The sequence below is a fragment of the Streptomyces sp. NPDC096105 genome (assembly GCF_044763335.1).
GTDB lineage: Bacteria > Actinomycetota > Actinomycetes > Streptomycetales > Streptomycetaceae > Streptomyces.
This window is the reverse complement of record NZ_JBIWGC010000009.1, coordinates 150,068-175,305: the sequence shown is the minus strand read 5'-3', so window position 1 is coordinate 175,305 and position 25,238 is coordinate 150,068. Positions and strand designations below refer to the sequence as shown.

Sequence of the window (25,238 nt, the reverse complement as noted above, 5' to 3'; positions counted from 1 at the left end):
GGCCTCGGACACACCGCGGGCCGGACTCCCGGGGGAGTCCGGCCCGACGCGTGAGTACCGCTTGCCCGAAGGGGGGACCAGGCGTCCGCTACTTCTTGCGGGTGGTGGTCTTCTTGGCGGTGGTCTTGCGCGCGGTCGACTTCTTGGCGGGGGCCTTCTTGGCCGTCGCCTTCTTCGCCGGGGCCTTCTTCGCCGTGGTCTTCTTCGCGGCGGTGCTCTTGGCCGCGGCCGTCGACGTGGCGGGGGCCTTCTTCGCCGTGGTCTTGGTCGCCGTCGTCTTGGCGGGAGCCTTCTTGGCGGCGGTGGTCTTCTTCGCGGCGGTCTTCTTGGCGGTGGCCTTCTTGGCGGTGGTCTTCTTCGCCGCGGCCTTCTTCACCGTCGCCGAAGCGCCGCCGCTGAGGCTGCCCTTGGGAGCCTTCTTCACAGCGACCTCACCGCCGCGCGGCAGCTTCTTCGAGCCGCTGACCAGGTCCTTGAAGCCCTGACCGGCGCGGAAGCGCGGGACGGAGGTCTTCTTGACCCGAACCCGCTCACCCGTCTGAGGGTTGCGGGCGTAGCGGGCCGGGCGGTCGACCTTTTCGAACGAACCGAAGCCGGTGACCGAGACCCGCTCCCCCGCGACGACCGCGCGGACGATGGCGTCCAGTACGTGGTCGACGGCGTCGGCGGCCTGCTGGCGGCCGCCCACCTTGTCGGCAATCGCTTCTACGAGCTGCGCCTTGTTCACGTCTTCCCCTTCGGAGACATCGCCAGAACGAATGTGTTCAAGCTTTTTCGCACGTTAGGCAGATATATACCGCAAATCAAACACGAAACGGGCTAATCACCCTTGTGCCGCAACGGACTCGGTTGCCTCGACTGGCTCAGCGTTCCTCTTCGGGGATTCGCCCCGCGTCGAGGTCCGCAATGAACCGCTCCAGACGCCTTGCCGCACCGGCGAGATCGTGCTTGGCCGCGGCCGTAATGACCAGCAGCTTCCGGGTCAGCGCCATCCGTACGCCCTCCGGGACTTGCAGTGCGCGCACCCTCGAGTGCGCTTCCTTGAGCCGGACCGCGACCGCCGTATAGAGCTGGAGTTGGCCGTCGTGTTCCATGCACAGATTGTGCCATCTGGGGCGAGTTGTCGCCTGCGCAGGGGGCAACTGCCGCGCCGGACGGCCGTCCGCACACACCCGGAGCTCACGGGCACGTGACACGTGTACCCCGGCAACCACCTTCTTAACGTGGCAAGTTGGCGACTCTCAAGAGGGCACGCGGAGCCGAACGGGTACGAAGACGCCCGTACCCCCGATCGGACCGATCGGGGGTACGGGCGGGGTGTCGCGGTGGCCGAAAGTCGACCTCTGCCGAGGACTTCGACCGCGCGAGGGGGTCAGGCCGTGAGCGTCCGCGGCTTGAACGACGGACGCTTCGCCTCGTACGCGGCGATGTCCGCCTCGTTCCGCAGCGTGATGGAGATGTCGTCGAGGCCGTTCAGCAACCGCCAGCGGGAGTTCTCGTCCAGCTCGAAGGGGGCGGTGACGCCCTCGGCGCGCACCTCGCGGGCCTCGAGGTCGACGGTGATCTCGGCGGTGGGGTCGGCCTCGGTAAGCTCCCACAGCCGGTCGACGATCTTCTGGTCGAGGACGACCGTCAGCAGGCCGTTCTTCAACGAGTTGCCGCGGAAGATGTCGGCGAAGCGGGCGGAGATCACGGCCTTGAAGCCGTAGTTCTGCAGCGCCCAGACGGCGTGCTCGCGGGAGGAGCCGGTGCCGAAGTCGGGGCCGGCCACCAGAACCGTCGCGCCCTGCCGCTCGGGGCGGTTGAGCACGAACTCGGGGTCCTTGCGCCAGGCCTCGAACAGCCCGTCCTCGAACCCGTCCCGCGTGACCTTCTTGAGCCAGTGGGCGGGGATGATCTGGTCGGTGTCGACGTTGCTGCGGCGCAGCGGGACGGCCCGGCCGGTGTGGGTGGTGAATGCTTCCATGGCTGATCAGACTCCAGCGGGCGTGCGGTCGTCGGCGGCGGCGAGGTCGGCCGGGGAGGCCAGGTGGCCGAGGACCGCGGTGGCCGCGGCGACCTGCGGGGACACCAGGTGCGTCCGGCCGCCCTTGCCCTGCCTGCCCTCGAAGTTGCGGTTGGAGGTGGAGGCGGAGCGCTCACCGGGGGCGAGCTGGTCGGGGTTCATGCCCAGGCACATCGAGCAGCCCGCGTGCCGCCACTCGGCTCCGGCCTCCTTGAAGACCACGTCGAGGCCCTCGGAGACGGCCTGCAGACCCACCCGCGCGGAGCCGGGGACGACCAGCATCCGTACGCCGTCGGCGACTTTGCGGCCCTGGAGGATGTCCGCGGCGGCGCGCAGGTCCTCGATGCGGCCGTTGGTGCAGGAACCTACGAAGACGGTGTCCACCTCGATGGAGCGCAGCGGCTGTCCGGCCTCCAGTCCCATGTACTCCAGGGCCTTTTCGGCGGCGAGCCGCTCCGAGGCGTCCTCGTACGAAGCCGGGTCGGGGACCGACGCCGAAAGCGGGACGCCCTGGCCCGGGTTGGTGCCCCAGGTGACGAACGGCGACAGCTCGGAGGCCTCGATGACGACCTCGGCGTCGAACTCGGCGTCGTCGTCGGACTTCAGCGTCTTCCAGTAGGCGACGGCCGCGTCCCAGTCCTCGCCCTTCGGGGCGTGCGGACGGCCCTCGAGGTACGCGAAGGTCGTCTCGTCGGGGGCGATCATGCCCGCGCGGGCGCCGGCCTCGATCGACATGTTGCAGATGGTCATCCGGGCCTCCATCGAGAGCTTCTCGATGGCCTCGCCGCGGTACTCCAGGACGTAGCCCTGGCCGCCGCCCGTGCCGATCCTCGCGATGATCGCCAGGATCAGGTCCTTGGCCGTGACGCCCTCGGGCAGCTCGCCGTTGACCGTGATGGCCATGGTCTTGGGGCGGGTCATCGGCAGCGTCTGGGTCGCGAGGACGTGCTCCACCTGGGAGGTGCCGATACCGAAGGCCAGTCCGCCGAAGGCGCCGTGGGTGGAGGTGTGCGAGTCGCCGCACACCACCGTCATGCCGGGCTGGGTCAGGCCCAGCTGCGGGCCGACGACGTGCACCACGCCCTGCTCGACGTCGCCCAGCGGGTGCAGCCGGACGCCGAACTCCGCGCAGTTCTTGCGCAGCGTCTCCAGCTGGACCCGGGAGACCGGGTCGGCGATGGGCTTGTCGATGTCGAGGGTGGGGGTGTTGTGGTCCTCGGTCGCGATGGTGAGGTCGAGACGGCGCACCCGGCGGCCGTTCTTGCGGAGGCCGTCGAAGGCCTGGGGGCTGGTCACCTCGTGCAGCAGGTGCAGATCGATGAAGAGGAGGTCGGGCTCGCCCTCGGCGCGCCGGACGACGTGGTCGTCCCAGACCTTCTCCGCGAGTGTCCTACCCATCGCTTTCCCTCCGGCCGGCACGTTGCCCTCCGGCCCAACTAGAGATCTGTGAGACGGCGCCCGCGCCCCTGACACCGGGCGTCCGCCGTCAGGCCCGGTGGTCCACGGGCCGCGTTGCTTCGTGCTTCAAGAGTGGCGGGTTCCACGGAAAATTGAACTTGCGTTTCACAGAGTGAGACGCAAGTATCGTTGCATGGACAACAGTAGCGGCGTCGGCGTTCTGGACAAGGCAGCACTCGTCCTGAGCGCTCTGGAGTCCGGCCCGGCCACCCTCGCGGGACTGGTCGGTGCCACCGGACTGGCACGACCCACGGCCCACCGCCTGGCCGTGGCGCTGGAGCACCACCGCATGGTGGCGCGTGACATGCAGGGGCGGTTCATCCTCGGCCCGCGCCTGGCCGAACTGGCCGCGGCCGCGGGCGAGGACCGGCTGCTCGCCACCGCGGGCCCGGTGCTGACCCACCTGCGCGACGTGACGGGCGAGAGCGCCCAGCTCTACCGCCGCCAGGGCGACATGCGCATCTGCGTCGCCGCGGCGGAGCGTCTGTCCGGCCTGCGGGACACGGTACCGGTGGGCTCCACGCTCACCATGAAAGCAGGCTCGTCGGCGCAGATCCTCATGGCCTGGGAGGAGCCCGAGCGGCTGCACCGCGGCTTGCAGGGCGCCCGGTTCACGGCGACGGCCCTCTCCGGCGTACGGCGCCGCGGCTGGGCGCAGTCGATCGGCGAGCGCGAGCCCGGTGTGGCGTCCGTCTCGGCCCCGGTGCGCGGCCCGTCGAACCGTGTGGTGGCCGCCGTCTCGGTCTCCGGCCCCATCGAGCGCCTGACCCGGCACCCGGGCCGGATGCACGCCCAGGCCGTCATCGACGCCGCCGCCCGCCTCTCCGAGGCGCTCCGCCGCTCCTGAGCGTCCCCCCGTCCACGACAACGTCCACGGGGGACGGGTCCGCCCCAACGCCGCGGCGGACCCTCCTCCGTCTCACGCGCCGTCGGCCACCGCCGACGGCGCGGTCTTCTCCGTCACGTCCGCCGCCGCCGGCTTCTCCGGCCGGTACGCGAACCGGTCCTCGGCGCGCCGGCCGCGCTTCTCCAGCGGTGTCCGTCCGTGCGCGGCCGCGAGCCCGAACGCCGGCATGTCGACGTAGACCGCCTCGTAGTTGCCCTGCGGCACCACGTACGTCTCGTGCCAGATCCCGACGTGGCCGCGCGCCTTGCCCTCCCGCTCCTTGCGGTTGAGAGACGTCCACGCGCTGTGGTGGACCGTGCCCGGGGCGTGCGCGTAGGCGTAGAGCTTCTCCTTGGACTCCCGGTACTGGACGACGTAGTACGTCCGCGGCGAGGCCGTGAGGAGGAGGTGCTCGAGCAGTCCGCTCCCGGGACGCCTGCCGAGTTCGCGCAGCATGCGCCGCATGGAGACCAGTACGGGCAGCCAGTGGTGCACCGCCCGGAAGCGGTTGATCCGCATGCCGATCAGCAGGACGACGACGTCGCCCTCCGCCGCCGCGGTGGTGCGCTCGGCGACCGCGAACCTGTGCCGCATGTCTCACTCCCGGATCCATAGGGTGGGCTGGACGAGTTCCCCGGGGAACTCTTGGATAGTCTTGCTATCCCATGAAAGGCGCAAGAGGTGCGGCTGGCTGAACTGAGCGAACGCAGCGGTGTGTCCACCGCGACGATCAAGTACTACCTGCGGGAAGGCCTGCTGCCGCCCGGCCGCCGCGTCAACGCGACCACGGCGGAGTACGGCGAGGAGCACCTGCGGCGGCTGCGACTGGTGCGCGCGCTGATCCAGGTGGGAGGCGTCCCGGTGGCCAAGGCCCGTGAGGTGCTGAGCCACATCGACGACGAGTCCCTCGGCCGCACGATCCGCCTCGGCGCGGCCCTGTGGGCGCTGCCGCAGGATCCGGAGCCGGACGAGGAGGACCCGGACGTGGTGGCGGCCCGCGCGGAGGTGGACCGGCTGCTGGAGTCGCTGGGCTGGGAGACCTCGCGGGAGATGGCCTCCCTCTCCCCCGTGCACCGCTCGCTGGTGGTGGCGGTGGCCACACTGCGGCGGCTCGGTTATCCGTGGGACGCCGAGTTGATGGCGCCGTACGCCCGGCTGATGCACCAGGTGGCGTCCCGGCAGCTCGACTACATGGAGACGTACGACACGCTCAAGGAGCAGGTGGAGGTGGCCGTGGCGTCGGCGGTGCTGTTCGAACCGGTGCTGCGCGCCCTGCACCGGCTGGCGCAGGAGGAGGAGTCTGCGCGGCGGTACGGCATCGAGTGACCGACAGCACGAAAGCCCCCCACCGAGGTGGAGGGCTTTCGCCGGTGTACCCCCGACCGGATTCGAACCGGCGCTACCGCCTTGAGAGGGCGGCGTGCTAGGCCGCTACACAACGGGGGCGTGGATCATGCGTTTCTACAGATCCTGCTGGTCTACCTGGACTCGAACCAAGACTAACTGAACCAGAATCAGTCGTGCTGCCAATTACACCATAGACCAATGATGGTTTAGACCAGTCAGTACCCCCGACCGGATTCGAACCGGCGCTACCGCCTTGAGAGGGCGGCGTGCTAGGCCGCTACACAACGGGGGCCCTAGCGATCCTCATCCGGCGGCAGCCGGATGTTGTCACCGTGTGGCCAGCGGGAGCTACCCTGACTGTCCTCGCGGGAAGGATCTGTACCCCCGACCGGATTCGAACCGGCGCTACTGCCTTGAGAGGGCAGCGTGCTAGGCCGCTACACAACGGGGGCTTGCGGATGTGATCCGCGGGTGCAGATGAGCTCTGCGAGCTGGCCTACCTGGACTCGAACCAAGACTAACTGAACCAGAATCAGTCGTGCTGCCAATTACACCATAGGCCACTGGAACGCAAGCCCCGGAGGGGATCTCGTTCTAGTTCTGCGCTTCGGGGTTCCGGCCTTCCGGCCCGCTCCCCGCGGCGCAGGAAGAACATTACCCGAAGGAGGTCGGGGCTCCAAAACGAGTATCGCCGCGCAGCAGCGAGGGCAGTTCGGCGAGGGACGCGATCCGCCGCGGACCCTCGGGCGGTTCCAGGGCCGCGCGGGCGTCGGCGCGGTCGATCCACACCGAGAGCAGCCCGGCCTCGGCGGCGCCCCGGCCGTCGATCTCCGGGTGGTCCCCGACGTACGCGACCTGCTCCGGAGGCAGCGCGAGGGCCTGGCAGGCGGCCAGGAAGGCGCCGGGATCCGGCTTGGACACGCCCAGCTCGGCGGCGCACAGGACGGCCTCGAAGCGGTCGTGCACGCCCAGCACGCGCAGCTTGCGGTCCTGCACGTGCAGGCTGGAGTTGGAGAGCACGGCGTGCCGGTGGCTGCCGGCGAGGGCGTCCAGCACGGGCAGCACGTCCGGGAACAGGCTCCAGGCGGACTCGTAGTGGACCAGGTAGCGGTCGAACCAGGCGTCCGCCTCCGCGTCGGTCAGCTCGCGGCCCAGGAAGACCCGGGTGCGGTCGCGGCGCTGGGTCTCGAAGTCCACCTCGCCGGCGGCGAACCGCGCCCACTGCAGGTCGGTGATCTCCCGCCAGCGCGCCAGCGCCTCCTCCACGGAGCCGTACCCGGCGAGCAGCCCCTCGACGGCCAGATGGGCGCGCATGCCCTCCCGGTCGGCGGTGGTGTAGTCGAACAGCGTGTCGTCGACGTCCCAGACCACGGCGCGGATGTCCATGCCACCGACGGTACCGGGACCCGCGCGGGGACGCCGGGGAACGCCGAGGGGCGGCTCCCGGACGTGTCCGGGAGCCGCCCCTGCACGGCGGGCGAGGTCAGCCGGCGAGCTTCGCCAGGGCCGCGTCGATGCGGGCCAGGGACTTCTCCTTGCCCAGGACCTCCAGCGACTCGAAGAGCGGCAGGCCGACGGTGCGGCCGGTGACCGCGACGCGGACCGGGGCCTGGGCCTTGCCGAGCTTGAGGCCGTGGGCCTCGCCGGCGGCCAGGACGGCCGCCTTCAGCGACTCGGCGGAGGTCCAGTCGGCGGCCTCCAGGTTCTCCCGGGCGGTGCGCAGCAGGGCGTCGGAGCCCTCCTTCATCGCCTTGTTCCAGGACGCCTCGTCGAAGACCGGCTCCGGCAGGAACAGGAAGTCGACGTTGTCGGTGATCTCGGAGAGGACCTTGAGGCGGGTCTGCGCGTGCGGGGCGACGGCCTGCCACTTGGCCTCGTCGAAGGCCTCCGGCGCCCAGGGGGCGTGCGGGGCGCGCAGCCAGGGGCGGCAGCGCTCCGCGAAGTCCTTCGCGTCGAGCATGCGGATGTGGTCGGCGTTGATCGCCTCGCACTTCTTGAGGTCGAAGCGCGCCGGGTTGGGGTTGACGTCGGTGACGTCGAAGGCGGCGACCATCTCGTCGATCGTGAAGACGTCCTGGTCGGCGGAGAGCGACCAGCCGAGCAGCGACAGGTAGTTGAGCAGGCCCTCGGGCAGGAAGCCGCGCTCGCGGTAGAGGTTGAGCGAGGACTGCGGGTCGCGCTTGGAGAGCTTCTTGTTGCCCTCGCCCATCACGTACGGCAGGTGGCCGAAGGCGGGGATCTCCTCGGCGACGCCCAGCTCGATCAGCGCCTTGTACAGCGCGATCTGGCGCGGGGTGGAGGAGAGCAGGTCCTCGCCGCGCAGGACGTGGGTGATCTCCATCAGGGCGTCGTCGACCGGGTTGACCAGCGTGTAGAGCGGGGCGCCGTTGGCGCGCACGATGCCGTAGTCCGGCACGTTCTCCGGCAGGTAGGTGATCTCGCCCCGGACCAGGTCGGTGAAGGTGATCGGCTCGTCGGGCATCCGGAAGCGGACGATCGGCTCGCGGCCCTGGGCCTGGTACTGCTCGACCTGCGCGGGCGTGAGCTCGCGGCAGTGGCCGTCGTAGCCGGACGGCTTGCCGGCGGCACGGGCGGCCTCGCGGCGGGCGTCCAGCTCCTCCTGGGAGCAGTAGCAGTGGTAGGCGTGGCCGCCGTCGAGCAGCTTGCGCGCGACGTCCCGGTAGATGTCCATGCGCTGCGACTGGCGGTACGGCGCGTGCGGGCCGCCGGTCTCGGGGCCCTCGTCCCAGTCGAAGCCCAGCCAGCGCATGGAGTCCAGCAGCTGGTCGTACGACTCCTCGGAGTCGCGGGCCGCGTCGGTGTCCTCGATGCGGAAGACCAGGGTGCCGCCGTGGCGCTTGGCGAACGCCCAGTTGAACAGGGCGGTGCGGACCAGGCCCACGTGCGGGTTACCGGTGGGCGAGGGGCAGAAACGGACGCGTACGGGTGCGCTAGCCACGCTTGACAACCTTGTTGGTGAGAGTGCCGATGCCTTCGATGGTGACGGCGACCTCGTCGCCGACGTGCAGGGGGCCGACCCCGGCCGGGGTGCCCGTGAGGATGACGTCGCCCGGGAGCAGGGTCATGGCCTCGGAGATGTTGACGATCAGGTCCTCGATGGAGTGGATCATCTCGCTGGTGCGGCCGAGCTGGCGCTGGTCCCCGTTGACCGTGAGCTGGATCGTCAGGTCGTGCGCGGCGGCGATGTCGAGGTCCGTCTCCACCCAGGGGCCGAGCGGGCAGGAGGTGTCGAAGCCCTTGGCCCGCGCCCACTGCTTCTCGCGCTTCTGGACGTCGCGCGCGGTGACGTCGTTGGCGCAGGTGTAGCCGAAGATCACGTCCTTGACGCGCTCGCGCGGGACCTCGCGGCAGAGCCGGCCGATGACCACGGCGAGCTCGGCCTCGTGGTGCACCTCCTGGGAGAAGGAGGGGTACTGGATCTCGTCGCCGGGGCCGACGACCGAGGTGGCGGGCTTGAAGAAGGCGAAGGGGGCGTCGGGCACCTCGTTGCCCATCTCCTTCGCGTGGTCCGCGTAGTTGCGCCCGAAGGCCACCACCTTGTTGGGGAGCACCGGGGGCAGCAGCCTGACCTTGCTCACCGGGACCTTGGTGCCGGAGAGCTCGAAGTCCGAGAACGGGATGCCCTTGATGATGTCCAGGACGAGCTCGTCCTGCTTCTCGCCCTCGACCGCGCCGAAGGCGACGTTCCCGTCGATGGAGAATCTGGCGATGCGCACGGGATGCTGGTCCCCTTGACTGAAGCGGCTGGAGTCTGACGCCCCAGGCTAACGCGCAGGGGTCCGGCCCCGGCGCACCGACGAGGGGCGCCCCGCGGTGGGGCGCCCCTCGTCGGTGCTCGGCGCGCGCTGGGCGTTTTCCGGGCGCCGCGCGTACGAACCGGTGTCAGTCCGCGGCGCCGGCCGCGACCGGGATCTCCATGAGGACGGTGCGCCTGGGGTTGGCCGTCTGGGCCGGAAGTTCGACGGGGTGCTCCTGCTGCACCGGCTTCTGCAGGTCGCCGGCACCGTCGAGGTGCGCGAGCGTCGTGCGCCGCGGGTTGGCGATCTTGTGGAACATCGTCGTCGTCTTCACTGTTTACTTGACCCTGTCCTGTGCACGGGCGCCCGGAGGCTCGGGAAGATCCTCACGCGGGCGCGGGTTGTCGGTTCTGCCGTTCCTGTAAAGCGTCAGGCTAAACAGTCGATTCCCGGCGGCCCGGGGCGGGGAGTCGTGATCAGGGTGTGAGTTTGCTCACGAAGTGCATGGCAATCCGGACATTCCGTACGCTCGCATCGACGGCCGGAATCGGACATTGAGCCCCTGAAGCCACCATTCCGCTCCTGATCATGCCGACTGGGACACCCGTCCGGCCCTGCCGGTCCGGGCCGGTATGCCCGAAATCGTCAAGATCCCGTTCTACGACTGGTGACCCGCCGGACACGGGGTGTCATGTATGTCACGGGTAGACCCACGGGCCTTGTTGGAGATCCTGCACTGTGCTGGAATCTCACGGACCGCCGCAGGGATCGAGCCGGCGCACAGGGGGCGCGACCACGCGCCGAGCGGCGGCGAGATGGGGGAACCGGCGCCGGACCATCACGACCACCACGGGGGCGTATTCAGGGCGCCCCTATGACGCCGACACCGTGCCTCCCCGTTCACGCGGAGGGGCGCCTGGTTCAGAGGTTGCGACGCTAGTGCAGGGACGTTTCAAGAGGGATGGCAGCGCTTCGGCGGAGCCGGAGCCGCAGGGCGGGACTGGCCCCAAGGCCGTCAGCTCCTCGCCCCAGCACGCCCAGAGCCAGGGGCCGACCCCGCCCGGTGACCACGGCGGCGAGCGCCCCGGTGCGGGCGCGCCGTCCACACCCCCGACCACGCCGCCGGTCGCCCCCGCCGGTCCGGTCGGCCCGGGCCCGCGCATAGCCCTGCGCAACTGGCGGATCTCGACCCGTCTGGTGTCGCTGCTCGCGCTGCCGGTGGTCGCGGCCACCTCGCTCGGCGCGTTGCGCATCCAGCAGTCGATGGACGACATCCAGCAGCTCGACAACATGAAGCTGCTGACGGACATGACCAAGCAGGCCACCGAGCTGGCCCACGCGCTCCAGGAGGAGCGCGACCAGTCGGCCGGTCCGCTGGCGCACGGCGGCAAGGGCACGGACTTCTCGGTCAAGGGCTACCGCGAGAAGACCGACCGCGCGATGTCGAACTTCCTCGACAGCTCCGAGGAGATCGACGCGGCGAGCAAGGACGGCAACCTCAAGGGCGTCCGCGACAACCTGGTCCAGCTCGCCGGCGACCTGAGCGAGCTCGCCAAGATCCGCAACACGGCGTTCCAGCAGGAGAACAACTCCACGCAGACCGTCGAGGGCTACCACCGCCTGATCGAGAACCTGATCGACCTCTCGCAGGACATGGCGGAGGCGACCAGCAACCCCGACATGATCCAGCGCACGCGTGCCCTGGCGTCCTTCTCCTCCGCCAAGGAGTACGCGTCGATCCAGCGCGCCGTCCTGGCCGCGGCGCTGCCCTCCAGCAACACCACCAAGGGCAAGCTCACCGAGAACGACCGGCTCTACGCGCAGTCGGCCCTGGAGAGCCAGAAGTCCGAGCTCCGCGTCTTCAAGAGCATCTACGGCGAGAACCCCGCCGCCGACCTGCTGCTGCCCATCGAAGAGGGCAACACCACGATCAGGGCGACCGACGAGTACGCCGGCCGCGCGCTGGCCTCCGAGTTCGGTCTGCAGTCGGTGGGCGCGCGCTCCTACCGTGACTGGCTGGACGACAGCTCCACCAAGATCCAGCAGATGAAGAACATCGAGCACTCGCTGCTCGAGGAGATGGAACAGAAGGCCCGTGAGCTGCGCAGCGCCACCGAGCGCGACGCGATCATCTCCGGTGCGCTGATCCTCATCGTGCTCGGTGTGTCCCTGGTCGGCGCCTTCGTCGTGGCCCGGTCCATGATCCGGTCGCTGCGCCGCCTGGAGGACACCGCGACCAGGGTCGCCCAGGAGCGCCTGCCCGACCTGGTCAAGCAGCTCTCCGAGTCGGACCCGCAGGACGTCGACACCACCGTCGAGTCGGTCGGTGTGCACTCCCGGGACGAGATCGGCCGTGTGGCCGCGGCCTTCGACGACGTGCACCGCGAGGCGGTCCGCCTCGCCGCCGAGCAGGCCCTGCTGCGGGGCAACGTCAACGCGATGTTCACCAACCTCTCGCGCCGCTCCCAGGGTCTGATCCAGCGCCAGCTCTCGCTGATCTCCGAGCTGGAGTCCCGCGAGGCCGACCCGGACCAGCTGTCCTCGCTGTTCAAGCTGGACCACCTCGCCACGCGTATGCGCCGTAACGGTGAGAACCTCCTCGTCCTCGCGGGTGAGGAGCCCGGCCGCCGGTGGACCCGCCCGGTCCCCCTGGTCGACGTGCTCCGCGCCGCCGCGTCCGAGGTGGAGCAGTACGAGCGCATCGAACTGTCCTCGGTGCCGACCACCGAAGTGGCCGGCCGGGTCGTCAACGACCTCGTGCACCTGCTCGCCGAGCTGCTGGAGAACGCGACCTCCTTCTCCTCCCCGCAGACCAAGGTCAAGGTCACCGGTCACGCCCTGCCCGACGGCCGGGTGCTGATCGAGATCCACGACACCGGTATCGGTCTGTCCCCCGAGGACCTCGCGGCGATCAACGAGCGGCTCGCCTCGCCGCCCACCGTGGACGTCTCCGTCTCCCGCCGCATGGGTCTGTTCGTGGTCGGCCGTCTGTCGCAGCGCCACGGCATCCGGATCCAGCTCCGCCCGTCCGACTCCGGCGGTACGACCGCGCTGGTCATGCTGCCCGTCGACGTCGCCCAGGGCGGCAAGAAGCCGCAGGGCAAGCCCGGTCAGCCGGGCGTGGGCGCCGGTGGTCCGGCCGCCGCGCAGGCCGCCGCGGGCGCCGCCGCCGCGCGGCGCTCCGCCGGGGCCGGCCAGTCCGGCGGGGGTGCGCCCGGCGGGCGCCTCGGGGCCGGCCAGGGCCCGCGGACCGCGCTGCCCGGCCGGGGACCGCAGGGCCCCTCGGGCAACCAGCCGCCTTCGCTGTTCGACCAGGGCGCTCCCTCCGCTCCCCCGCAGGGCCGTCCCGCTCCGGCGGGCGCCGGCGCCGGCTTCGGGCAGCAGCAGGGACCGAACGCCCCGCGGGCCGCGGGTCCGGGCGGGAACCAGGGCCAGGACGCCTTCGGCGGCGCCCGCGGTCAGGTGCCGCCGCAGCGGGGCAACGCCCCCGCCGAGCGCGGCCGCCGTCCCCAGCTCCCGCCGCGTGACGGCGCCCGCCCGGAACTGCCCGGCGGCGACCAGCAGCAGCGCACGCCGAGCTGGAGCGACGACAACGCCCGGCCGCCGGCGCCGCGCACCCCGATGGACGCCCCGCGCGGCCACGAGGAGCCGGACGTCTCCCGGACCGCCGCGATGCCTCGCTTCGACGACCGTCAGGGTCCCGGAGCCACGGCGGAGTTCCCGCGGTTCGACGAGCAGCAGCAGAACGCGCCCGGCCCGGACGCCGGTCAGTACGCCCGGCCCGGTGCGAACGGCGCCCAGTCCGCGGGCCAGTTCGTCCGCGGTGACATCTTCGGCGCCCCGCAGGGCGGCCGGCCCGGCGCGCAGCACCCGGCCCCCACGGGCCAGTTCCCCGCCGTGCAGGGCTACGACAACGGCTCGGCCGGCCAGTACCCGGCCCCGGGCCAGGACAACGGCGCGACCGGCCACTACGCCCTGCCCGACCGCTCCGGCGACCCGTCCTCCACGGGCCAGTTCGAGCGCCCGCGGGTGAACGGCGCGTACGGCGGCGGTCCCGTCGCCCCGCAGCCGCAGCAGGAGCAGCGCCAGCCGTCCGACCAGTGGGCGCTGCCCCCGGCCACCGGTCCGGGCGACGGCCGTACGCCGCTGTACGACACGCTGGAGACCAACTGGTTCCGCGGCGGCAACGGCGGTGCGCAGGAGCAGCAGGGCGACGGCCCCGCCCCGGCGCAGCAGCAGCCCCAGCAGCAGTCCCCGCAACCGCAGAGCCCGACCGGCTCGCAGCGGTCCGACACCGCCTGGCGCAGCTCGCCCAACGACGAGCTCGTCAAGCAGGCCGAACGCGTCCGCAAGCCGGCCGCGGGCGGCGTCACCACCTCCGGCCTGCCGCGCCGGGTGCCCAAGGCGAACCTCGTCCCGGGCACGGCTCAGCAGCAGTCCCACCAGAGCGGTCCTCAGGTCTCGCGCGCCCCCGATGACGTGCGCGGCCGGCTGACCAATCTCCGTCGGGGTATCGCACAGGGTCGTCAGGCCGGGTCCGCACAGACCGGCAGCTTCCCGCGGCCCACTCACCAGCAGGAGCGTTAGTTGAGCCCGATGAGCCAGGCGGCACAGAACCTCAACTGGTTGATCACCAACTTCGTGGACAACACCCCCGGGGTGTCCCACACCGTCGTCGTGTCCGCCGACGGTCTCCTCCTGGCGCTCTCCGAGGGCTTTCCGCGCGACCGCGCGGACCAGCTCGCGGCCGTCGCCTCGGGGCTGACCTCCCTGACGGCCGGCGCCTCACGGATCTTCGAGGGCGGCAACGTCGCTCAGACGGTCGTCGAGATGGAGCGGGGATTCCTCTTCCTCATGTCCGTCTCCGACGGCTCGTCCCTCGCCGTGCTCGCACACCCTGAGTGCGACATCGGCCTCGTCGGCTACGAGATGGCGCTCCTGGTCGACCGTGCGGGGGCGGTCCTCACTCCGGACCTGCGCGCCGAACTACAGGGAAGTCTGCTCCACTGACCGGCCCCGGCACCACCCGTCTCACCAAAAAACCGTCCGGCCGCCACAATTCCCCCCACCGGCCCCTTCCGACGGCTCGACTGACCGCTTGCTGTCCCGCCCGGAGGATTCATGACCCCGCCCACCGCCTCTCATGATCCGTACGCGGAGCCGTACGAGGACGAGGGCGACCAGCCACTGGTCCGTCCCTATGCGATGACCGGTGGCCGGACCAGGCCGCGCTACCAGCTGGCCATCGAGGCACTGATCAGTACGACGGCCGACCCGGCAGCGCTCATGGGGCTCCTCCCCGAGCACCAGCGCATCTGCCACCTGTGCCGAGAGGTGAAATCGGTCGCCGAGGTCTCGGCGCTGCTCAACATGCCGCTGGGCGTCGCCCGGATCCTGGTGGCGGACCTGGCGGAGGCGGGACTCGTCGCCGTGCACCAGCCGGGCGGCGACGAGGCGACAGGCGCCCCGGACGTGACACTGCTCGAAAGGGTGCTCAGTGGACTTCGCAAGCTCTAGCGGCGGGACGGTCTCCGAGAGCCGTTCGACCACCTCGGCGAAGATCGTGGTGGCGGGTGGCTTCGGCGTGGGCAAGACCACGTTCGTCGGGGCCGTTTCGGAGATCAACCCGCTGCGCACGGAGGCCGTCATGACGTCTGCTTCGGCAGGCATCGACGACCTCACCCACACCGGGGACAAGACCACCACCACGGTGGCCATGGACTTCGGCCGTATCACCCTGGACCAGGACCTGATCCTGTACCTCTTCGGTACGCCCGGCCAGGACCGCTTCTGGTTCATGTGGGACGACCTGGTGCGCGGCGCCATCGGCGCGGTCGTCCTCGTCGACACGCGGCGCCTCGCCGACTGCTTCCCCGCGGTCGACTACTTCGAGAACAGCGGACTGCCCTTCGTCATCGCCCTCAACGGCTTCGACGGACAGCAGCCGTACACGCCGGACGAGGTCCGGGAGGCTCTCCAGATCGGGCCCGACGCCCCGATCATCACCACGGACGCCCGCCACCGCGCGGACGCCAAGAGTGCGCTGATCACCCTGGTCGAACATGCCCTCATGGCACGACTCAGGTAGAGCCAAGTCGAAGGCGGCGTACTGCAGTTGTCGTAGGTCCACTGGTGCCGGCTGTGTCCTTGGACACGGCCGGCACCGGTGTTCATAACGTTTCGGCAGAGGAATCGGGTGAGGCCGACACGCGACGCGTTCGCGCGATATCGCTGCGCGCATGAAGACCTCGCCTTTTGACGGCGCTCGCTCTTTATGACCGTTTTATCTGGGACTTACATCACTCGGGATCCTCGCCTTTCCATGTTTGGATGAGCGCTGGTCGGCATGCTGGAATGCCTGAACCGCCCATGGGTCAAAGACGTACTCAGTAGTCGATGGCATGCCGGGCTCTGAGACACTGCGGCACGACGAAGGTGCCGACCGCCGAGAGGTTGTTGGTCGAGTGAGGCGAAGCAAGAACAGTCCCGAGCCGTCGGCCCGGGGCAACTTCACGCCGCCGCCGCGCACAGCGGCGCCCGCCCCCGTGCCCGGTCCCGAGTCGAAGGCCGCGCCCGCTCAGGGCGGGGGACGCATGTCTCCGCGGAACTGGCGCGTGACCACCAGACTCAACGCGATCCTGCTCATACCCGTGCTGGTCGGCCTCGTCATGGGCGGCTTCCAGGTGAAGAGCTCGATCGACACGTGGACCGAGGCGCAGGACGCCGAGAACACCGCCCGCCTGGTGCGGGCCTCCCTCACGTACGCCAACGCCCTCTACAACGAGCGCGACGTCAGCGCCGTGCCGCTGCTGACCGGCAAGGGCCAGAGCGACCCGGACGTCACCAAGGCGCGCGAGGCGACCGACGAGGCCGCCGACGCCTTCGACGAGGCCGCGCGGAACGTGCCGGCCAAGCCCGGTCTGGAGCGCCGGCTGAAGCTCGTCCGCGAGGCCGAGCCCAAGCTGTCCGCGCTGCGCGCCGCCGCCTACACCTCCAAGCTCAAGGGCGTGGAGACGGAGGAGGGCTACGTCGCCGTCGCCCACCCCCTGATGGAGATCGCCAACGAGCTCAACCTCGGCGCCGGCAACATCACCAGCTACGGCCGCACGGTCTACGCGATCTCGCTGACCAAGTCCGCCCTGTCGCTGGAGCGCGCCATCGGCATGCACCTGCTGACGAAGCCGGGCCCGACCGACAGCCAGCTCGCCAGCCAGCGCGTGGCCTTCCTCTCGTACGCCTACCTCGAGGGCATCGCCCTCGAGGAGTACAAGGGCGGCGGCACCGAGGCGGACAACGCCAAGCTGCAGGAGATCACCGCGCGCATCCAGGCCGAGGGCGCCGCCATGGCCAAGGCGGCCGCGCAGGCCGACCCGGACTACGTCCCGCCGCCCGCCAAGCCGGAGACGATGATCTCCGAGCTGGGCCGGCTGTCCACCACGGACGAGTCCGCCCGTGAGGACCTCGCCGCCCAGGGCATCACGCCCGAGAACTGGTGGGCGATGAACACCCTCAAGTTCGACGGCTACCGCCAGATCGAGTCCGACCTCGCGAACACCGCGGTGGACGAGGCCGTGCAGATCGCCTCCGACGCCCAGCGGGACGCCTTCATCACCGGCGCCGCCGTCGTCCTCGCGCTGCTCGCCGCGTTCGTCCTGGCCGGCATGGTGGCCCGCCAGATGAGCCGGTCCATGCGCCAGCTGCGCAACGCCGCCTTCGGCATCGCCGAGCAGCGCCTGCCGATGCTGGTCGACCAGCTCTCCCGGACCGACCCCGGCCGGGTGGACACCAACGTCACGCCCATCCCGATCAACTCCACGGACGAGATCGGCGAGGTCGCACGCGCCTTCGACCAGGTCCACCGCGAGGCCGTCCGGCTCGCCGCCGAGCAGGCCCTGCTGCGGGGCAACATCAACGCGATCTTCACCAACCTGTCGCGCCGCAACCAGTCGCTGATCGAGGGCCAGCTGACCCTGATCACCGACCTGGAGAACAACGAGGCCGACCCGGACCAGCTGGAGAACCTCTTCAAGCTGGACCACCTCGCGACCCGTATGCGCCGCAACGGCGAGAACCTCCTGGTCCTCGCCGGCGAGGAGCCGGGCCGCCGCTGGGACCAGCCGGTCCCGCTGGTCGACGTGCTGCGCGCGGCCTCCTCCGAGGTGGAGCAGTACGAGCGCATCGAACTGTCCGGCGTGCCGGAGGCCGAGATCCACGGCCGCGCGGTCACCGACCTCGTGCACCTGCTCGCCGAGCTGCTGGAGAACGCCACCACGTTCTCCTCGCCGCAGACGAAGGTGCGCGTCACCGCGACCCGTCTGCCCGACGGCCGCGTCATGATCGAGATCCACGACAAGGGCATCGGCCTCACCGCCGAGGACTTCGCGGACATCAACCACAAGCTGGCCAACCCGCCGACCGTGGACGTCGCGATCTCGCAGCGCATGGGTCTGTTCGTGGTCGGCCGGCTGTCCGACCGGCACGGCATCCGCGTCCAGCTCCGCCCCTCGGGCGAGCAGGCCGGCACCACCTCGCTGGTCATGCTGCCGGACGCCATCACCCACGGCGGTGGCGGCGAGGGGGCGCCGGCCCAGGACGAGTTCACGGTCTCGCAGATCATCCCGGAGCAGAACGTCCGGGGTGAGAGCTTCGGCCAGCCGATGCGCACCGCCGCGGAGCTGGGCTTCGACGACAGCCGCTACGCGGACGTCCCCGACGACATCCGCGAGCTGGACCCGGTCGGCCGGTCCCTGATGCGCGAGGGTCGCCGTGCGGCCCTGGAGTCGCAGCCGCAGCCGGGCGAGCCGACCGCCGGGGACGCCCAGGAGAGCGCCGAGGGCGGCTACCAGGACGAGTTCGCCGCGCAGCAGCAGGGCTACGACAACGGTCAGGGCTACGACGGCTACCAGGACCAGCAGGGCGGCGGCTACCAGGACCAGCAGGGCGGCGGGTACGACCAGCAGGCGTACGACGACGGCCGGCAGGGCGGTTACGACGACCAGCAGCAGACGTACGGCGACGGCTACTACGCGCCGAACGGCAACCTGCCGCAGGGCGACGGCTTCCCGCAGACCGGCGGTTTCCCGCAGAACGGCGGCTACCGGAACGGCTCCTACGCCGAGCCGGGCCGCGGCGGCCAGGCGCCCGCGGGCGCCACGGGCTCCTTCCCGGCCTTCGGCGAGCGGCGTCAGGACGACGACTGGCCGCAGCAGGACGGCTACCACAACGGTTACCAGGACCAGTACCCTGCACAGACCCCGGAGGGGGAATCCTCGCAGGCCACTGACGCGCGTGAGCCGGACAGCGTAGGCTTCGACCGTCCGGGACCGGCTTCCTCCGAGGCCCACGAGCTCACCGACGCCGGGCTTCCGCGCCGCGGGGCCACCGCGAACGGCGCGGGCCTCGGGAACCAGGAGCCGCCGGCCACCACTCCGGAGAGCAACGGCGGCAGCGACTGGCGCTCGGCCAACGACGAGCGCTGGCAGCAGGCCTCGCAGCTCCGGAAGCCCAAGGCGGGCGGAGTGACCTCCTCCGGCCTGCCACGGAGGGTCCCGAAGGCCAACCTGGTCCAGGGAGCCGCCGAAACGACCCCCCAGGGAGGCCCACAGGTCTCCCGTGCCCCGGAGGACGTCCGGGGCAGGCTGAGCAACCTGCGGCGCGGTGTCCAAAGAGGCCGCACCGCAGGCAGTGAAACGAACGGCCAGGGCTTCGGTCCTGACAGCACCTACGACCAGGAGCGTTAGTGTGAGCCCGATGAGCCAGGCGGCACAGAACCTGAACTGGTTGATCACCAACTTCGTGGACAACACCCCGGGGGTGTCCCACACGGTGGTGGTCTCCGCCGACGGACTCCTTCTGGCGATGTCCGAAGGCTTCCCCCGCGACCGCGCCGACCAGCTCGCGGCCGTCGCCTCCGGCCTGACCTCTCTCACGGCCGGCGCCTCTCGGATCTTCGAGGGCGGCAGCGTGAATCAGACGGTTGTGGAGATGGAGCGGGGATTCCTCTTCATCATGTCCATTTCCGACGGTTCGTCGCTCGCGGTTCTCGCACACCCCGAGGCGGACATCGGTCTCGTCGGTTACGAGATGGCCCTTCTGGTCGACCGAGCGGGTACGGTCCTCACGCCGGACCTTCGGGCGGAGCTCCAGGGGAGCCTTCTCAACTGACAGACGGACGGTGCGCTATGGCGTCCCGGGGCCTTAAGGTTTCGGGACGCGGCTCCACCATGATGGGTGCCAGGCACAGTCGGAGGAGGAGAAAGTGGCAACACCCCCAGACGGTTCATCGGCGGGCAACTGGTCGTACGGCCCTGCCCAGGGTCAGAACGACGGTTCCCAGAACCGCTACGGTTACCCCTCCACGCCTCAGCAGCCGTACGCGCCCCAGGGCCCCGGCCCCTCGCCGTACGACCAGCCGCAGAGCCCGCGCATCCAGCCCGTGCAGCCGCAGCGCCGGGCACCCGAGCCGACGCCCTCCGGGGCAGCGAACAATCCCCTGGTGCGCCCGTACGCGATGACGGGCGGACGCACCAGGCCGCGGTACCAGCTCGCCATCGAGGCGCTGGTGCACACCACCGCGCAGCCGCACCAGATGCACGGCCAGTTGCCCGAGCATCAGCGGATCTGCAACCTCTGCCGGGAAATCAAGTCGGTGGCCGAGATCTCGGCCCTGCTGACCATCCCTCTCGGCGTGGCCAGGATCCTCGTCGCCGACTTGGCGGAGGCGGGACTGGTCGCCATCCATCAGCCCGGCGGCGACGAGAACGCCGGCGGCCAGCCAGACGTGACACTGCTCGAAAGGGTGCTCAGTGGACTTCGCAAGCTCTAGCGGCGGTCCTTCCCGCTCCACCACCTCGGCGAAGATCGTGGTGGCGGGTGGCTTCGGCGTGGGCAAGACCACGTTCGTCGGGGCCGTTTCGGAGATCAACCCGCTGCGCACGGAGGCCGTCATGACGTCTGCTTCGGCAGGCATCGACGACCTCACCCACACCGGGGACAAGACCACCACCACGGTGGCCATGGACTTCGGCCGTATCACCCTGGACCAGGACCTGATCCTGTACCTCTTCGGTACGCCCGGCCAGGACCGCTTCTGGTTCATGTGGGACGACCTGGTGCGCGGCGCCATCGGCGCGGTCGTCCTCGTCGACACGCGGCGCCTCGCCGACTGCTTCCCCGCGGTCGACTACTTCGAGAACAGCGGACTGCCCTTCGTCATCGCCCTCAACGGCTTCGACGGACAGCAGCCGTACTCGCCGGACGAGGTCCGGGAGGCTCTTCAGATCGGGCCCGACACGCCGATCATCACGACGGACGCGCGGCATCGGGCGGACGCCAAGTCGACGCTCATCACGCTCGTGGAGCACGCGTTGATGGCGCGCCTGCGCTGAGGACGCCCCTCACGCGAGAACAGCCCCCGCAGCCTTTCGGCGCGGGGGCTGTTTCCGTGGGTACGGCCACCGGGGTGCGCGGTTCTGTCGACGCCGGGCGTGGATCGTGGATGCTCGCTCGCGCAGTTCCCCGCCCCCTGAGGGGGATCGCAGAAGGGCCCCTCCTGGGAAAGGAGGGGCCCTTCGGGGTCAGCGCCAGCTGTGGGGGGCCCGGAAGCCGTTCTCGCGTTCCAGGCGGCGCCAGCCGGCCCGGGCGCGGCCCCGGTGGGCCGGAGCGGTCTGCGGCGTCGCCGCGCGGGCCATGAGGATCGCCGTGATCGCGGCGACCTCCTCGGGCTCGGCGTGACCCTTCTCGACGCGGATGTCAGGTGTCGTCATCGTCTGTTCTCCCAGTTACTGGGGCGGGTTGCCGTGCTTGCGGGACGGCAGGTCGGCGTGCTTGGTCTGCAGCATCGCCAGCGAACGGATCAGCACCTCGCGGGTCTCGGCCGGGTCGATCACGTCGTCGACCAGCCCGCGCTCGGCGGCGTAATAGGGGTGCATCAGCTCGGACTTGTACTCCTTGACCATGCGGGCCCGCATGGCCTCGGGGTCCTCGGCCTCGGCGATCTGGCGGCGGAAGATGACGTTCGCCGCGCCCTCCGCGCCCATCACCGCGATCTCGTTCGTCGGCCAGGCGTAGGTGAGGTCGGCGCCGATGGACTGGCTGTCCATGACGATGTACGCGCCGCCGTACGCCTTGCGCAGGATCAGCGAGATCCGCGGCACGGTGGCGTTGCAGTACGCGTAGAGCAGCTTCGCGCCGTGGCGGATGATGCCGCCGTGCTCCTGGTCCACGCCCGGCAGGAAGCCGGGCACGTCCAGGAAGGTCAGGATCGGGATGTTGAACGCGTCGCACATCTGCACGAAGCGGGCGGCCTTCTCCGAGGCCTCGATGTCCAGGACGCCGGCCAGGGCCTGCGGCTGGTTGGCGACGATGCCGACGACCTGGCCGTCCATCCGCGCGAGCGCGCAGATGATGTTCCGCGCCCACCGCTCGTGGACCTCGAGGTACTCGCCGTCGTCGACGATCTCCTCGATCACCTTCGCCATGTCGTACGGGCGGTTGCCGTCGGCCGGGACCAGGTCCAGCAGCACCTCGCTGCGCCGGTCGGCGGCGTCGGAGCTCTCCACCCGCGGCGGGTTCTCCCGGTTGTTCTGCGGCAGCAGCGACAAGAGGTACCGCACCTCGGCGAGGCAGGTCTCCTCGTCGTCGTAGGCGAAGTGGCACACGCCGGACGTCTCGGCGTGCACATCGGCGCCGCCCAGGCCGTTCTGGGTGATCTCCTCGCCGGTCACCGCCTTGACCACGTCGGGTCCAGTGATGAACATCTGCGAGGTCTCGCGGACCATGAACACGAAGTCCGTCAGGGCGGGGCTGTAGGCCGCACCGCCCGCGCACGGGCCCAGCATCACGCTGATCTGCGGGATGACACCCGAGGCCTTGGTGTTGCGCTGGAAGATCCCGCCGTACCCCGCGAGCGCGGACACGCCCTCCTGGATCCGGGCGCCCGCGCCGTCGTTGAGGGAGACCAGCGGGGCACCGGCCGCGATGGCCATGTCCATGATCTTGTGGATCTTCGTGGCGTGCGCCTCGCCCAGCGCACCGCCGAAGATCCGGAAGTCATGGGCGTAGACGAAGACCGTCCGCCCCTCCACCGTCCCCCAGCCGGTGATCACACCGTCGGTGTACGGCTTCTTGGCCTCCAGACCGAAGCCGGTCGCCCGGTGCCGGCGCAACTGCTCCACCTCACGGAACGAGCCCGCGTCCAGCAGCAGTTCGATGCGCTCCCGCGCGGTCAGCTTCCCCTTGGCGTGCTGCGCCCGGGTCGCCTTCTCGCTCGGGCCGGCCAGTGCCTGGGCACGGATCTCGTGCAGTTCGGCCACGCGTCCGCGCGCGTCGGTCGGCTCGCCCGGCGCCTCATCCAAAACGGTCATGTAGTGACCTTACGAAGCCCGCCGCTGATTGCGAGCCGTCGACTCCTCACAGTGTCCGGGGTGTTTTCCTGGTAGCAGTGAACAGAACCAGGGGGCCGTGCAGGCGTTCCGACTGCTCAGAGGCCCTCGTGCTTGTCGGGGTCGCACAAACGGCTTCGGCTGAGAGTCGCCTCACACATGTGGGTCGCGCATGCCTCCCCCGGAGTGACGCGCAGCCGCAGCCGGGGGCCGGTGGCCAGAATCTCCACGGTGTCCGGGGCGTCGACCACCTCCCGTACGGGGTGATCCCATTCGATCTCCACCGGTTCGCCCGTTCGGGTCGGGTCGCTCACGCAGAGCCTAGCGGTACGCCCCCGGCGGCGGAGCAGCACGGCGGCCGGGCGGGAGACGGTGAGCCCTCCCGCGCTTCCTGGACGCCAGAAGGCGGCGGCGGTGAGACCCGGCGCGGGGACGTCGACGGCCTGCCGTGAGGCGTCGTTGGCCAGGACGCGCAGCCACCCCCGGCCGGAGGCGCGGCGGGACACTTCGCCGCGGGCGGCGCCCGGCAGGAGCACGTAGGCGTAGCGGGTGCCGGCGGGGTCGGTGCCGTGGTCCAGCCAGAGGGTCTGCCAGCGGCGGGTACGGCGTTCGGGCAGGCCGTCGGCGTTGATGTCGGACCAGGCTCCGGTGCGGTCCTCGCGCAGGGTGTGCAGTTCGCCGTCGAGGACGATCCAGCCGCCGTGTCCCTCCAGGTGCGCCCAGTCGGGGCCGCGGGTGAGGACGGCCGTGCCGGCTTCCCCCAGATTGCGGTTGTCGACGACCGTCTCGACGGGCACGCCGTCGGCGCCGGTGATGCCGGCGCCCAGGCAGACGACGGCGTCCGCGAGGCAGAACCACGCCTTGCGGGCCTCCAGGGTGGAGCCGAGGCCCTTGAGGTGCTGGCCCACGACCGCGTACGTGCCGTCGGTGGCGCCGCCGACCCAGCGGACGTCCGGCACGGGTTCGCCCCACTCGCCGCCCGCGCCGTCCGGCAGCCGCTTGGTGGAGACCGTGGTGCCGGGGAGGCGGTACGGGTCGACGGTGGGCCAGAACCAGTCCGTGTACTGGTCGCCGTGGCCGGCCGCCCACCAGGACACCATTCCGGCGCCGGTGTGCCAGCCGCGCGGGTTCTCGCCGTTGCCGCACTCGTAGTGGGCGATGCGGTCGCTCGCCATGGCGACGCACGCGGTGAAGCGGGGACGGCGGTGGACTGCGCGGTCCATGGCGGCGAAGAGGCGGTGCCCGACGGGTGCGGGCGCGGGGGCCGTGGGTCCTTCGGCGATCGCCCGCAGCCGGGCCAGGTCGGCCACGTCGAACTGGGGGGCGGTCAGCAGGTCGCAGACGGTGTCGCGCGCGATCCAGCCCTTCACCAGCGCGTGCCACCGCTCGCGCCGCGCGCGGTCCGCCCCCTCGGCGAGCAGAGCGACCGACGCGGTCAGCAGGCCGCCGTGGTAGTGGTCGGAGCGCATGACGTGCTCGTCGTCGCCGGTGAGACGGCCCCGGCTGACGGCGCGGCCGTTGACGGCGTCCATGACGAGTCCGTCGTGGATCAGCGGAGCGAAGGCGTGTTCGACGCTGTCGAGGACGTGCCGCCGGGCCGGGTCGGTGATCTCCCAGGGCGACCCGGCGAGCAGCGCGAACAGCCGCCCCAGCCCGTCGAGCAGCACCTGCCCGTACGTCCCCGAGTAGGCGACCCGGGCGTGCTGCACGAACGAGCCGTCGGCGTACAGGCCGTCCCCCTCGGTGACGTGCCGGAAGACCGGGGAGAGCGCGTCCCGGGCGAGGGCGATCCGCTCCGGGTCGCGGCCGAGGACGCCGCGCAGGGCGACGACGCGGCACAGGTCGACGCGGTTGGCGCCGGTGGAGCCGCCGGTGTACGCGGTGAGGGCGGAGCCGGGGACGAAGTGGTCGACGGCCGCGCAGACGGCGGCGGTCCGCCCGGGCCCCGCCCGCTCGTGGAGGACGGCGAGGAGGTCGGTGAGCAGCCGGGGCGTGCCGATCCGCCACTCCCACCAGTTGCCGTAGGGGGTGACGCCGGGGCGCCAGACGGTGGCGGTGAGGTGGTCGAGACCGCGCAGGACGTCCTCGGCCAGTCCGGGGTCGCCGGTCAGGCCGGTGCCGGGCTGTGCCCAGGCCCGGGTCATGGTCCACAGGCGTGCGCAGGTCGCGGTGACACCGGACGGCGGGTCGAAGGGCAGGTCGGGCCAGAGCTGGCCGGGAGCGGGGTCCGTCGCGGCCCGGAAGGCGCGGGCGCGCTCGCCCGTCTCCGCGAGCCGGGAGGCGTACGGCTCGGCGGCCGGGTCGTACCCGGCGCCGAGCGCGAGGCCGGCCCAGCGCCGGCGCAGGGTGTCGTACGGGTCCCCCGTCGGCGGTCGCCGTGTCACGTCCCTGCCCCTCCCCGC

22 protein-coding genes and 5 tRNA genes are annotated in these 25,238 nt (G+C 70.9%); 10 read left to right on the top strand and 17 right to left on the bottom strand.

Annotated elements, in window-relative coordinates; all coding sequences use genetic code 11:
• Window positions 1–88: 88 nt before the first annotated feature.
• The 4 genes from ACIQ8B_RS16970 to leuC form a co-directional block, all read right to left on the bottom strand.
• Window positions 89–727 (bottom strand): HU family DNA-binding protein, encoded by a 639-nt coding sequence (locus ACIQ8B_RS16970; protein WP_106412265.1) that lies wholly within the window; start codon window positions 725–727, stop codon window positions 89–91.
• A gap of 136 nt (window positions 728–863) precedes the next feature.
• On the bottom strand, window positions 864–1,094 hold the full coding sequence (locus ACIQ8B_RS16965) for a hypothetical protein (protein ID WP_106412266.1): 231 nt from the start codon (window positions 1,092–1,094) through the stop codon (window positions 864–866).
• Window positions 1,095–1,372: 278 nt separating this feature from the next.
• Window positions 1,373–1,966, bottom strand: a complete 594-nt coding sequence (gene leuD / locus ACIQ8B_RS16960; RefSeq protein ID WP_290006711.1) for a 3-isopropylmalate dehydratase small subunit — start codon at window positions 1,964–1,966, stop codon at window positions 1,373–1,375.
• A 6-nt stretch (window positions 1,967–1,972) separates the two neighbouring features.
• Window positions 1,973–3,403, bottom strand: a complete 1,431-nt coding sequence (gene leuC / locus ACIQ8B_RS16955; RefSeq protein WP_290006712.1) for a 3-isopropylmalate dehydratase large subunit — start codon at window positions 3,401–3,403, stop codon at window positions 1,973–1,975.
• A 193-nt stretch (window positions 3,404–3,596) separates the two neighbouring features.
• Here leuC and ndgR point away from each other — a divergent pair, with 193 nt between their 5' ends.
• Window positions 3,597–4,310, top strand: a complete 714-nt coding sequence (gene ndgR, locus ACIQ8B_RS16950; protein ID WP_006130487.1) for an IclR family transcriptional regulator NdgR — start codon at window positions 3,597–3,599, stop codon at window positions 4,308–4,310.
• A 72-nt stretch (window positions 4,311–4,382) separates the two neighbouring features.
• On the opposite strand, the gene ACIQ8B_RS16945 is transcribed toward ndgR, so the two are convergent.
• Entirely contained in the window at window positions 4,383–4,943 is a 561-nt protein-coding gene (locus ACIQ8B_RS16945) for a DUF4188 domain-containing protein (RefSeq protein ID WP_403547593.1), read from the bottom strand.
• Between the two features lie 87 nt (window positions 4,944–5,030).
• Here ACIQ8B_RS16945 and ACIQ8B_RS16940 point away from each other — a divergent pair, with 87 nt between their 5' ends.
• On the top strand, window positions 5,031–5,675 hold the full coding sequence (locus ACIQ8B_RS16940) for a MerR family transcriptional regulator (RefSeq protein WP_106412270.1): 645 nt from the start codon (window positions 5,031–5,033) through the stop codon (window positions 5,673–5,675).
• Between the two features lie 47 nt (window positions 5,676–5,722).
• Here the strand turns inward: ACIQ8B_RS16940 and ACIQ8B_RS16935 are convergent.
• The 9 genes from ACIQ8B_RS16935 to ACIQ8B_RS16895 all read right to left on the bottom strand — a co-directional run bounded on the left by ACIQ8B_RS16935 (window position 5,723) and on the right by ACIQ8B_RS16895 (window position 9,788).
• A tRNA-Glu gene (locus ACIQ8B_RS16935) sits at window positions 5,723–5,795 on the bottom strand.
• Between the two features lie 27 nt (window positions 5,796–5,822).
• Window positions 5,823–5,894, bottom strand: a tRNA-Gln gene (locus ACIQ8B_RS16930).
• 21 nt (window positions 5,895–5,915) lie between these two features.
• A tRNA-Glu gene (locus ACIQ8B_RS16925) sits at window positions 5,916–5,988 on the bottom strand.
• An 87-nt stretch (window positions 5,989–6,075) separates the two neighbouring features.
• A tRNA-Glu gene (locus tag ACIQ8B_RS16920) sits at window positions 6,076–6,148 on the bottom strand.
• A 39-nt stretch (window positions 6,149–6,187) separates the two neighbouring features.
• Window positions 6,188–6,259, bottom strand: a tRNA-Gln gene (locus ACIQ8B_RS16915).
• Window positions 6,260–6,350: 91 nt separating this feature from the next.
• Window positions 6,351–7,082 carry an HAD family hydrolase gene (locus ACIQ8B_RS16910; RefSeq protein WP_290006719.1) on the bottom strand — a complete coding sequence of 244 codons (732 nt, stop codon included), beginning with the start codon at window positions 7,080–7,082 and terminating at the stop codon, window positions 6,351–6,353.
• Window positions 7,083–7,179: 97 nt separating this feature from the next.
• Window positions 7,180–8,655 carry a glutamate--tRNA ligase gene (gene gltX, locus ACIQ8B_RS16905; RefSeq protein WP_403547590.1) on the bottom strand — a complete coding sequence of 492 codons (1,476 nt, stop codon included), beginning with the start codon at window positions 8,653–8,655 and terminating at the stop codon, window positions 7,180–7,182.
• Window positions 8,648–9,433 carry a fumarylacetoacetate hydrolase family protein gene (locus tag ACIQ8B_RS16900; protein WP_106412273.1) on the bottom strand — a complete coding sequence of 262 codons (786 nt, stop codon included), beginning with the start codon at window positions 9,431–9,433 and terminating at the stop codon, window positions 8,648–8,650. The genes gltX and ACIQ8B_RS16900 overlap by 8 nt, the downstream gene beginning before the upstream one ends.
• A gap of 166 nt (window positions 9,434–9,599) precedes the next feature.
• A complete protein-coding gene (locus ACIQ8B_RS16895; RefSeq protein WP_133169060.1) occupies window positions 9,600–9,788 on the bottom strand; it encodes a hypothetical protein in 189 nt (62 codons plus the stop codon).
• 605 nt (window positions 9,789–10,393) lie between these two features.
• Between ACIQ8B_RS16895 and ACIQ8B_RS16890 the strand changes: the two genes are divergently transcribed.
• The 8 genes from ACIQ8B_RS16890 (at window position 10,394) to ACIQ8B_RS16855 (ending at window position 20,841) form a co-directional block, all read left to right on the top strand.
• Entirely contained in the window at window positions 10,394–14,041 is a 3,648-nt protein-coding gene (locus tag ACIQ8B_RS16890) for a nitrate- and nitrite sensing domain-containing protein (protein ID WP_403547588.1), read from the top strand.
• A 9-nt stretch (window positions 14,042–14,050) separates the two neighbouring features.
• Window positions 14,051–14,464: a roadblock/LC7 domain-containing protein gene (locus ACIQ8B_RS16885; protein WP_004983056.1), complete on the top strand. Its 414-nt coding sequence runs from the start codon at window positions 14,051–14,053 to the stop codon at window positions 14,462–14,464.
• Window positions 14,465–14,575: 111 nt separating this feature from the next.
• Window positions 14,576–14,971 (top strand): DUF742 domain-containing protein, encoded by a 396-nt coding sequence (locus tag ACIQ8B_RS16880; protein WP_006130593.1) that lies wholly within the window; start codon window positions 14,576–14,578, stop codon window positions 14,969–14,971.
• Window positions 14,952–15,542, top strand: coding sequence for a GTP-binding protein (locus ACIQ8B_RS16875; RefSeq protein WP_403547586.1), 591 nt, complete (start codon window positions 14,952–14,954; stop codon window positions 15,540–15,542). Before ACIQ8B_RS16880 ends, ACIQ8B_RS16875 begins: the two co-directional genes overlap by 20 nt.
• A 376-nt stretch (window positions 15,543–15,918) precedes the next feature.
• Window positions 15,919–19,194, top strand: a complete 3,276-nt coding sequence (locus ACIQ8B_RS16870; protein ID WP_403547585.1) for a nitrate- and nitrite sensing domain-containing protein — start codon at window positions 15,919–15,921, stop codon at window positions 19,192–19,194.
• Window positions 19,195–19,204: 10 nt separating this feature from the next.
• The gene (locus ACIQ8B_RS16865; RefSeq protein ID WP_033321188.1) at window positions 19,205–19,618 is read left to right on the top strand and encodes a roadblock/LC7 domain-containing protein; all 414 of its coding nucleotides are present in this window, start codon (window positions 19,205–19,207) and stop codon (window positions 19,616–19,618) included.
• Between the two features lie 94 nt (window positions 19,619–19,712).
• Window positions 19,713–20,279 (top strand): DUF742 domain-containing protein, encoded by a 567-nt coding sequence (locus ACIQ8B_RS16860; RefSeq protein ID WP_290006731.1) that lies wholly within the window; start codon window positions 19,713–19,715, stop codon window positions 20,277–20,279.
• Window positions 20,260–20,841, top strand: coding sequence for an ATP/GTP-binding protein (locus tag ACIQ8B_RS16855; RefSeq protein ID WP_044384251.1), 582 nt, complete (start codon window positions 20,260–20,262; stop codon window positions 20,839–20,841). The genes ACIQ8B_RS16860 and ACIQ8B_RS16855 overlap by 20 nt, the downstream gene beginning before the upstream one ends.
• 189 nt (window positions 20,842–21,030) lie before the next feature.
• Here ACIQ8B_RS16855 and ACIQ8B_RS16850 read toward each other — a convergent pair whose 3' ends face one another.
• From ACIQ8B_RS16850 to ACIQ8B_RS16840, 3 genes are all read right to left on the bottom strand, one after another.
• A complete protein-coding gene (locus ACIQ8B_RS16850; protein ID WP_106412278.1) occupies window positions 21,031–21,219 on the bottom strand; it encodes an acyl-CoA carboxylase subunit epsilon in 189 nt (62 codons plus the stop codon).
• Between the two features lie 15 nt (window positions 21,220–21,234).
• Window positions 21,235–22,818, bottom strand: coding sequence for an acyl-CoA carboxylase subunit beta (locus ACIQ8B_RS16845; protein ID WP_290006736.1), 1,584 nt, complete (start codon window positions 22,816–22,818; stop codon window positions 21,235–21,237).
• Window positions 22,819–22,934: 116 nt separating this feature from the next.
• Window positions 22,935–25,220 (bottom strand): polysaccharide lyase 8 family protein, encoded by a 2,286-nt coding sequence (locus tag ACIQ8B_RS16840; RefSeq protein ID WP_403547581.1) that lies wholly within the window; start codon window positions 25,218–25,220, stop codon window positions 22,935–22,937.
• Between the last annotated feature and the right edge of the window lie 18 nt (window positions 25,221–25,238).

Coding starts and splice junctions, on each gene's coding strand:
- ACIQ8B_RS16965 (WP_106412266.1), bottom strand. CDS start 1,094: ATGGAACACGACGGCCAACTCCAGCTCTATACGGCGGTCGCGGTCCGG.
- leuD (WP_290006711.1), bottom strand. CDS start 1,966: ATGGAAGCATTCACCACCCACACCGGCCGGGCCGTCCCGCTGCGCCGC.
- leuC (WP_290006712.1), bottom strand. CDS start 3,403: ATGGGTAGGACACTCGCGGAGAAGGTCTGGGACGACCACGTCGTCCGG.
- ndgR (WP_006130487.1), top strand. CDS start 3,597: ATGGACAACAGTAGCGGCGTCGGCGTTCTGGACAAGGCAGCACTCGTC.
- ACIQ8B_RS16945 (WP_403547593.1), bottom strand. CDS start 4,943: ATGCGGCACAGGTTCGCGGTCGCCGAGCGCACCACCGCGGCGGCGGAG.
- ACIQ8B_RS16910 (WP_290006719.1), bottom strand. CDS start 7,082: ATGGACATCCGCGCCGTGGTCTGGGACGTCGACGACACGCTGTTCGAC.
- ACIQ8B_RS16885 (WP_004983056.1), top strand. CDS start 14,051: ATGAGCCAGGCGGCACAGAACCTCAACTGGTTGATCACCAACTTCGTG.
- ACIQ8B_RS16880 (WP_006130593.1), top strand. CDS start 14,576: ATGACCCCGCCCACCGCCTCTCATGATCCGTACGCGGAGCCGTACGAG.
- ACIQ8B_RS16865 (WP_033321188.1), top strand. CDS start 19,205: ATGAGCCAGGCGGCACAGAACCTGAACTGGTTGATCACCAACTTCGTG.
- ACIQ8B_RS16850 (WP_106412278.1), bottom strand. CDS start 21,219: ATGACGACACCTGACATCCGCGTCGAGAAGGGTCACGCCGAGCCCGAG.
- ACIQ8B_RS16845 (WP_290006736.1), bottom strand. CDS start 22,818: ATGACCGTTTTGGATGAGGCGCCGGGCGAGCCGACCGACGCGCGCGGA.